At 39.4% G+C, this 8,312-nt stretch carries 7 protein-coding genes and 1 pseudogene; 5 read left to right on the forward strand and 3 right to left on the reverse strand.

Annotated features, from left to right (window positions below):
- Nucleotides 1-902 precede the first annotated feature (902 nt).
- Nucleotides 903-1,910 (forward strand): SDR family oxidoreductase, encoded by a 1,008-nt coding sequence (locus RM347_RS35125; RefSeq protein ID WP_322716000.1) that lies wholly within the window; start codon nucleotides 903-905, stop codon nucleotides 1,908-1,910.
- A gap of 427 nt (nucleotides 1,911-2,337) precedes the next feature.
- Here RM347_RS35125 and xisF read toward each other — a convergent pair whose 3' ends face one another.
- Nucleotides 2,338-3,876, reverse strand: a complete 1,539-nt coding sequence (gene xisF / locus RM347_RS35130; protein WP_322716001.1) for a fdxN element excision recombinase XisF — start codon at nucleotides 3,874-3,876, stop codon at nucleotides 2,338-2,340.
- A 306-nt stretch (nucleotides 3,877-4,182) separates the two neighbouring features.
- Here xisF and RM347_RS35135 point away from each other — a divergent pair, with 306 nt between their 5' ends.
- A complete protein-coding gene (locus tag RM347_RS35135) occupies nucleotides 4,183-4,437 on the forward strand; it encodes a hypothetical protein (protein WP_322716002.1) in 255 nt (84 codons plus the stop codon).
- Between the two features lie 188 nt (nucleotides 4,438-4,625).
- Nucleotides 4,626-5,015 carry a signal peptidase I gene (locus RM347_RS35140; RefSeq protein ID WP_322716003.1) on the forward strand — a complete coding sequence of 130 codons (390 nt, stop codon included), beginning with the start codon at nucleotides 4,626-4,628 and terminating at the stop codon, nucleotides 5,013-5,015.
- Between the two features lie 23 nt (nucleotides 5,016-5,038).
- Here the strand turns inward: RM347_RS35140 and RM347_RS35145 are convergent, their stop codons facing one another.
- On the reverse strand, nucleotides 5,039-5,191 hold the full coding sequence (locus RM347_RS35145; RefSeq protein ID WP_322716006.1) for a hypothetical protein: 153 nt from the start codon (nucleotides 5,189-5,191) through the stop codon (nucleotides 5,039-5,041).
- A gap of 232 nt (nucleotides 5,192-5,423) precedes the next feature.
- Nucleotides 5,424-5,522, reverse strand: a pseudogene (locus RM347_RS35150) (transposase family protein); the annotation flags it as partial.
- A 371-nt stretch (nucleotides 5,523-5,893) separates the two neighbouring features.
- Between RM347_RS35150 and RM347_RS35155 the strand changes: the two are divergent.
- Together RM347_RS35155 and RM347_RS35160 are read left to right on the forward strand one after the other, a co-directional pair.
- Nucleotides 5,894-7,165: an ATP-grasp domain-containing protein gene (locus RM347_RS35155; RefSeq protein WP_322716004.1), complete on the forward strand. Its 1,272-nt coding sequence runs from the start codon at nucleotides 5,894-5,896 to the stop codon at nucleotides 7,163-7,165.
- A gap of 546 nt (nucleotides 7,166-7,711) precedes the next feature.
- Nucleotides 7,712-7,924 carry a hypothetical protein gene (locus RM347_RS35160; RefSeq protein ID WP_322716005.1) on the forward strand — a complete coding sequence of 71 codons (213 nt, stop codon included), beginning with the start codon at nucleotides 7,712-7,714 and terminating at the stop codon, nucleotides 7,922-7,924.
- The last annotated feature ends 388 nt before the right edge of the window (nucleotides 7,925-8,312 follow it).

Here is an 8,312-nt window from a genome sequence, read left to right on the forward strand (position 1 = left end):
TTGGTGATTTTCGGTTCATGCTATTTTTGTGAGAGTGAAAAATCTCTCTCCTGTCATTGCGAGCGGAGCGAAGCAATCGCCTAGGATTGCTTCGCTCCGCTCGCAATGACTACACAAATTTTGCATGAATTTTTACTCCCTAAAAAGGCATAGAGTCTACAGCCTAGGTGAAGTCTACAATCTAAGTCTCAAAGCCAGGTACAAAGCCTGCTTTACTTTTGTTAGCGTAGCCCATTCACCAATTTTGACCACGGAAGGAAGCGGGAGGTTCAATAAAATCTGCTTTTACATCTGTCTTGAGGAGTGATATCGTGTCCGCGTAAAGACTTATCATTTAGACCGCAGAAGGCAGGGGTAAAGAGGCTTTTCCGATTTTTGCACAGATGCAGTAATCATAAAGTGATTAACCGGACTTGATATGAATCAGACTAAGAGGCTGTTTGTAAAAAAAGTAAAAATTGCCATTCTCAAAACTTTGTACTCTAGAACACAAAATTATTTAATAGAATGCCCTTTCTTTAGGTAGACGACTATCCTAAATAGGATAGTTAAATTATTTTAGTCACTAATGGTTTTACAGTCTAAAAGCTCCTCAAAAAATATTTGAGGAGCTTCATTAAGGCTGAAAATATGTCTATTTAGGATATTTTATATAAAGTTATAATATAGCAATACCGAATCATTCGTGAGAAAGTACTGAGACAAAAATCCTTATTTTACAAGCATTTCAGCCTGCATTCATTCTTACGTATCATTTAGGACTGCTATAGTTTATCCAAAGCAGTAAAAAAAACTTCAATATTTTTTAGTTATTTATAAATAGCAATTTATTTAAAAATTCACTTTTATTATTTTCAATTGTGAATTTACCAAAGTGATAAGCAGCATGGAAGAAGTTTATTATGAAATTAAAGCCAATCAATCAGCAGGTCGTTTCCGTTGTTGGAGCCTCCAGCGGTATCGGACGGATCACAGCTCTTGAGTTTGCTAGACGCGGGGCAAAAGTGGTAGTCTCCGCTCGCGGTGAGTCGAAGCTAAAGTCTTTAGTGGAGGAGATTCGCAGCTTTGGCGGCGAGGCAACTTATTGCGTAGCTGATGTGCAAGTATTTGACCAAGTTAAGGCGATCGCAGATAAAACTGTGGAAGTCTACGGGCGACTCGATACATGGGTACATGTCCCCGCAATCGGCATCTTTGCTACTTTCGACAATACAACACCAGAAGAGTTTAAGCATGTCATTGATGTCGATCTCATGGGACAGGTGTATGGTGCAATGGCGGCCCTACCCCATCTGAAGCGTGAAGGACGGGGGGCATTAATCCATGTCTCTTCAATGGAAGGTAGGCGATCGCTCCCCTATCAAAGTGCTTACTCGGCAGCCAAGCATGGGGTCGAGGGCTTTATCGAAGCCATACGGGTTGAGTTGCAACATGAAAAATGGCCTATCAGTGTCACAAGTGTGAAGCCAGCAGTGATCAACACTCCCTTCTGGAACAATGGTTTGACAAAATTAGGTGTAAAGCCTTCTGGGATACCACCTTACTACGAGCCTAAACTTGTAGCTGATGCTATTCTCTATACAGCCGAACATCCAACTCGTGACTTCTTGGTTGGAGATGTAGCTAAAATATTAGATTTGTTACAGCGCATCTCACCGCCTTTAGTAGATTCACTGTTACTGCTCGTCGGCTTTGATTTACAACGGACTTCCGAGCCGAAATCTGAAGATGCACCAAATAATTTTTACCAACCTGTTGCTGAAGACGAAAGAATTAACGGAGACTATAGCAACTTAGTTATACCTAGTGTTTCCGACTGGCTAGATAAAAATCGGCTTCTCCAGTGGGGTGCGATCGCTGGTACAGCAGCATTAGCCTTGCTAGCAGCACAGGTATTGAGCGAGAAGTAATAAATTCCTCAAACATTTTAGACGATGGGGAGTCAAGGTAGCATAAGGCTGCCCTGACTCTCTTTTTTGTAGTAAGTTCAATGAAGAGGCAGATCAATACTTCTCGGGTTTTGGGGAAAAGGGTAAAGGGTAAAGGATGTATTCAAAACCTTTTCCCTTTTCGCTTTAACCCAACCGCAAGGAAAGTGATGTTTGGAAAAAAAATGGTTCGATAAACCGAAATTTAGTTCTTCATCTAGCAAATTTAGCAGATACGAAAGTTGTGCTTGTGCAACGAATGAACGTTGTTTGTAGAGAACAGAAATTTTGCAACTTAAAGCTAATCTAAATTTATTGATGGAGAACGCTACAAATGAGAATCGAATCAGAGAAAGAATTTTGGTTACGCCAATTAGAAGAATACCGAGAAATTGTACGCAAAAGAAAACTAAAAAAACTCAATACCCACAACAACCCGCCCGTCAGCAACAATACGACGGACAAGTTTATTTAGTATTCGTTTTTTATCCTCAGATATTCGACTGTCCCAGTATTCGCGATCGCGGAACATCTGCACCAACTCTTCTCGAACCAACAAGCTACGTTTTGTAATGTTTCCATGCAGACTTAAGATACCAGCAATTTGGTCACGGATACCATCTTTGGCTTTTTCTACAAAAGGATTAGTAGATAATTTTTCCAGCCCTGCTAAAGTTTCCCGCAGTTCTTTAACTTCTGTAGGTTCAAGATACTTGTCTTCTGCAAAATCCACCATGCCAGCGAGCCTAGTAGCTTCACTTACTAGCAAATCAGCCACTTGTGAATCTAAACTTCGACTACTAAGCATTTCCTTGGCATCGCAACGGCCGAGTGAGTAGTAGGTACATTGATAGTAAGCTGTATATTGCCCATTGCGATCGCGTCGGGACGACATCCGGGTTAGTGCGCCGCCACATCTACCACACTTTAATAAATTAGCGAATGGGTTAATATCTTCCTTTCGTGCAGCCCACTTATTGTTTCGATTTCCGCGAATAGTGCGTTTTATTTGTTCGTGTTGTTCGCGGGTAATTATTCCCTCATGGGTATCCCAGTTGCAATCCCACTGATCAAAATGCTTGATTTGTTTGCCTGACGGACTAGATGTGGTGACGTTAAATGGCGTTCCACCTGTATGTACTGGATTTACTAAGAAGTTTTTTAGCCCAGCAGGCGACCATTGTAAGCCAGTCCAAGGGTATCGTTGATAAGTTTTTTTATTATTTTGCAATAAATTAAATTGCTCGATATCATCGGGCATTATCCGATGATTCCCTTTTAATTTTGTGCTTTTTGCATCTACTTTCCCACATACCCCAAACATCTCATTTAATAAATTGCAAGTTTTTCTGGCACTACCACAATTATCAAATACTTCAAATATAAATAAAGCTAGTTCCCAAACCCTAAAACTACGCTTGCCTTCTAGTAGCGAAACACACCAACTTTCATCCTTGGTGTAGGAATCATCAACAACCTTCCATCCAAACGGTGCAAACCGATGACTTTTCCTTTGAACCATACGATGTTTGCGTTCGGCAGATACACGGCTGGACAACATTTTTATTTCAAATTTACTGGCTGCCAGTAAAATATCAATCGTCAACTCGCCACCCAAACTTTCTGTATCAATAGTTTGGTCTAGTGCTACTAGCCTAATACTCTTACTCCGTAATACTTCCAACAGCGAGTAAAACAGTTTTGATGATGACCCAATCCGGTCAATTCTGGTAACAATTAAATCGCTAACAGTACCTTTTGGTGATATTTTTAGATCATCAATTAATTGCTGCAACCCATTACGTACTTCGGTTGTACGACTTTGAATATCCCAGTAAAAGCGATCGCATCCAACATTCTTACCTCTTTCTAGTTGTTTTTTCAGAGCGTTGCGATCTTCTTGTTGCTCCATCGTCGAAACCCGACCATAAAACCATTTTTCGGACATCGCTGCAAATTGCTATTCTATAATGACTATAATATGTCATTCCTATAGTCTCTATAGAATAAACTTCAACAAAGAGGCAGGGGCAAGGGAAATGACCCATACATACAGATACTGTGGAGTCCAGAAAAGCCCACACTGAATAGATGCTGAAATTCAGCTAAGGGATTATAAGTGGTAGTTGTAAATCTTAAAATGCCAAACTCAATATAATACCATATCCAAGTTTTTTTCAAACCACAGACATACGCATATAAACACAGAGAAATCTCATAATTATCTGTATTCATCTGTGGTTACTAATTTTCTATGAACGAAGAAGTCTCCAAAAAGCTAGAGTTAATCAGGCAAACCTTGCGTAACTCTGAAGTGCAAGGTGTGCGTTCGCGTGATACAGACTGGTTTGCTTGGGCGACGGCTGACGCTTCTAATACCGTGCTGCTGACTGCTGAAACTGGCGTAGCAGAAGTATTAGTAACTACTGAAGATGCTTTGGTATTGACGGATGAAATTGAAGCGCAGCGTCTTAAAGATGAAGAACTGCCAGCTAATTTTAAGGTGTAATAGATCAAATGGCTTCTAGCTTGGCTGATACTGAACATATCTTGTTTACTGACAGGTGCTGGTTTTGGTGGTGCTTGTGTAGCTTTGGTTGTGGCTGGTGAAGCCAGAAGTATTACAACCCATATCCTTGAACAATACAAGCAAGCAGGTTACAACGGACAAATTTTGGTTCCTTCTTTTGGAGTAAAATGATGCGGCCTAAAGTTGTTTATGGAAACGCAGGCGTTGAAGGTGTAAATCGTTGGGGATGGTTTATAGGTCACTTTATTACCCCCGAAGACGATCCGCGTTCCACGGAAATGCTAGAAGTAAAATGGGCTGTTCACAAAGCAGGTGACAGTAGAACTGAATGGGCGGTAAATAACCAAGCTGCTACGCTTTCAATTCTCATTGACGGACAATTTCGTCTGCAATTTGAAGATAGAGAAATTTTATTAACTTGTGAAGGTGATTACGTTCTTTGGTGTGCAGGTGTACCCCATTGGTGGGTTGCTGAGTCCGACTGCACTATTCTGACTGTCAGATGGCCTTCAAAGCCAGGGGATAGTGTTGCATTGGCTGGAGCGTCAAACAGTTAGTTTGTTAAGTAATTGGGCATAATTCAACGCAGTACTTTGCCATCTGTGGCAATAGTTTCCCCTGGCAATGCCTCTATTTCAAAGGAGTATTGTTGAGAATCCAAGTGCAACAGCATACGACGGATTGTACTATTTCTTGCTATTACACACCAATGGCGATCGCTTTTATCTGCCACTTGCAACCCCAAGCCGTGGTATACGATTGCATGGATGAATTATCTGCATTCAAAGGAGCATCACATCACCCACTTTAAAGAATTACGAAGCCGAACTATTCAGCCGTGCAGACTTAGTATTTACAGGGCTGAGGGTTTGGCAGGGCCGTGCACATTACTGAAAGAGACATGGGAACGCTACAAACGCGTGTTCGATTTACGCTCATCACGTCCCAGACAGACAGCGGATTGCCACCCAAATATCTGCTCCAGATATCACTGCACAGATCGCTATAGTCATGATATCGATTAACTTGTGCTGCTTCGTGCGATCTATTCGTGGATCTTCTATAGACTTCTTGCAGAAGTGGGGATAAGGGGCAGGGTGAAAGGGATGGAATTTTCCCTTTCACCCTGCCCTTTTCTCCTTTCCCTACAAGAGTGCAAAAGTTCCTTTTGCAAGAGGTCTAATTTTCCTGTCTTTAGAACTGAGACAGTACAAGACAAAGTGGCTGTTTTTACTCAAAAATAACTCAGGCCAATTCGTAATCCTCGCCTCCAGCGATAAGCAAGCTACGAAATTAAGTAAATCACATTTAATTTGGGTTTTTAAGTTTGAATATGTAGTTGTATTTTGTCCAATTGGTGTTACTAATAAAATGAGAAGACTTGTTTACTATCAACAACGCATCCATAGGGGGATGCGGTTTTGCGGAGGGCTAAATGAACTCAAAATATAATTTTCAATACTTTCAAGGGAATTCTCTTTCTGATCTGTTTGCTGAAGATATCACAGATGCATCTTATGGGTTTATCCTAAATTACCCTGCAACTGCCAGTTGGGCTGCTTATCCCAACCGGAAAAAATATTTTATTCAAGATGGCAGTAGTGAAGCCAGCAAAACTTCCTTCGACAAGATTTGTCAGAAGGAACCTTGGAAAAATCTGGCTGTGTTAGGCGATCGCATTCCAGGAATTGTGATTATTCCACCACCAAATTCACTGCTTGAATACTGGCAAGAGCATTTTGGCTTAAAGCACTGCAATATTGAGATGATGGATTGCTCGACTTATTTGGATGACCTCAGCCAGAGCGATGACTTTGATAAACTCATCACTCTATTTCCCTTTGATAACCTCAATCCTGAAAAACACGCTATTGATTCAGACACTCATTACCGCTTACTCAGCAAAGCAACTTTAAACGAATTGGGAGTGCAATGTCCAAAATACGAGAGCTACAATCTGCACACCTATAGTCTGGAAGACATTCAGTTACCAGAATTTCCCTATTTAATTAAAACGTCCCACGGACTTTCAGGAGAAGGCACCTATATCATCAAAAGTCCCAGCGATCTGAATTACTGCTTTGAAGAACTCAGGAAATATCTCAATATTAAGTTGCTGGATACGATTATTGTCTCGGAGTTCGTCAAGAATGAGGTGCATAATTACTGCGTACAGTTCTATGTCAACAAGACGGGAGAGATAACCCTCATCGGTACTACCAGTCAACTCGTCACTCCAGAAGGCAACTATTTAGGGGGATTGATTGACTACCGCAACACTGACATGAGCAAGTTTTTTGAGATGATTGCCACCATTGGTGAGTATGCTCACAAACAGGGTTATTTTGGCGTGATTGGGTTCGATGTGTTGGAAGATCGAGACGGAAAATTTTATGCGATCGATGCCAATTTCCGAGTCAATGGGTCAACTCCTCTGTGTTTGCAGCGTCATACCTTACTAGGACTGGGAAAGGAAGTAGCAAAATATTCCAGTGACTACCGCATGGAAGGAACACTGGATTCAATTTTAGTGACTTTAAAACCAGAATTAGATCGGAAGGACTTGATTATCCTATCGGCTTTAGAGAAGGCCAAATATGGAAAAATCTACACTGAAATTTATGCGATCGCTACTGGAGAAACTATCCAGGATATGCAGCAGCTAGAGCAGAAATTACAAGATAAAGGATTGCAATGGCTCACTTAACTATATTTTATCAATCTGGGATAACCAAATCACTGAAAGCCTTTTGGAGTTTTAGCTTTTAGTTTTTGGCTATAAATTTTAGTTTCTGTTAAAAAATAAAAACTGAAAGCTTGATGAAATAATAGGTTCAGATTTTTACTTCGATTATTTTTTTCCGAAATTTACAACAGAGGTGTCAACAGCAATTTGTTGATATCTTGGATTATAAACTTTTATTGAAGGTGAAAAAACAGAATTGTTTAAAATTAAAAATAATAATGCTCTTTCTGTTTGTTAAATTTGAAAATCAATTAATCTAAATTGATAATATAAAACATTGTTTTTGAAATTATTATATATTTTTTTACTTCATTTAATTATTTAAAATAAAAACTATTAAATATATTCCATTTTATTTTTTACAATAATTAAATTGTATTCCTAATTACATTTAATTTTAATAATATACACTTCATTGTATAGATGTAAGTTTTATAAAAACCAAAGATAATTAAGATATCTCTTATTTCTCGCTTCGTTTAAATGGATTCAATAAGGATAAGAAAGATGAAATTTCAGATAGAATGCAATACAGGCAAAAGTAGCCAAGTATGTTTAATTTGCCAGCAAAACTTTCAGACGCACGAAGCCAGATTGATTATATGTAATGACCAAGGCGAAGGCTATGGAGATATATGCCATCAATGTATAGCTAAGGGCGGTAATTGGATTCAATATCAACTCCAAAACTTCAGCAATAAGCTCCTAGTTGCAAAATGAGTTCAAGGAGATTATCAACCGTAATTTATAGATTTAAATATGGTTGATTTAACTACATCAATTGTTTCTTATTCGATGCAGATATTATTGGCAAGGTAGCCAAAGTTTAACAGAAGCAAACTCACAAGTGACGGGGATAATAAAATTACTTTATATTCCTGTAGAGATAGCTGTAAAAATGGTGGCAGTTAATAAGATAGAGGTTGCAGTATTGGCATATACTGCGCCACGGATTTTGTTGCGACTCTGTTTTCAGGCTCTGTTATATCATGTCCGGTAAATGACTTACGATTAAACTCCGATTTTATTCCACCAATGAAAACCAGTTAACCCTTGAATCAAATCTTGCATTTGTAGCAGAGATTGGCATCGATGAAATAAAACTTCC

Source organism: Nostoc sp. ChiQUE02 (assembly GCF_034531305.2).
In the GTDB taxonomy this organism is placed as follows: Bacteria; Cyanobacteriota; Cyanobacteriia; order Cyanobacteriales; family Nostocaceae; genus Nostoc.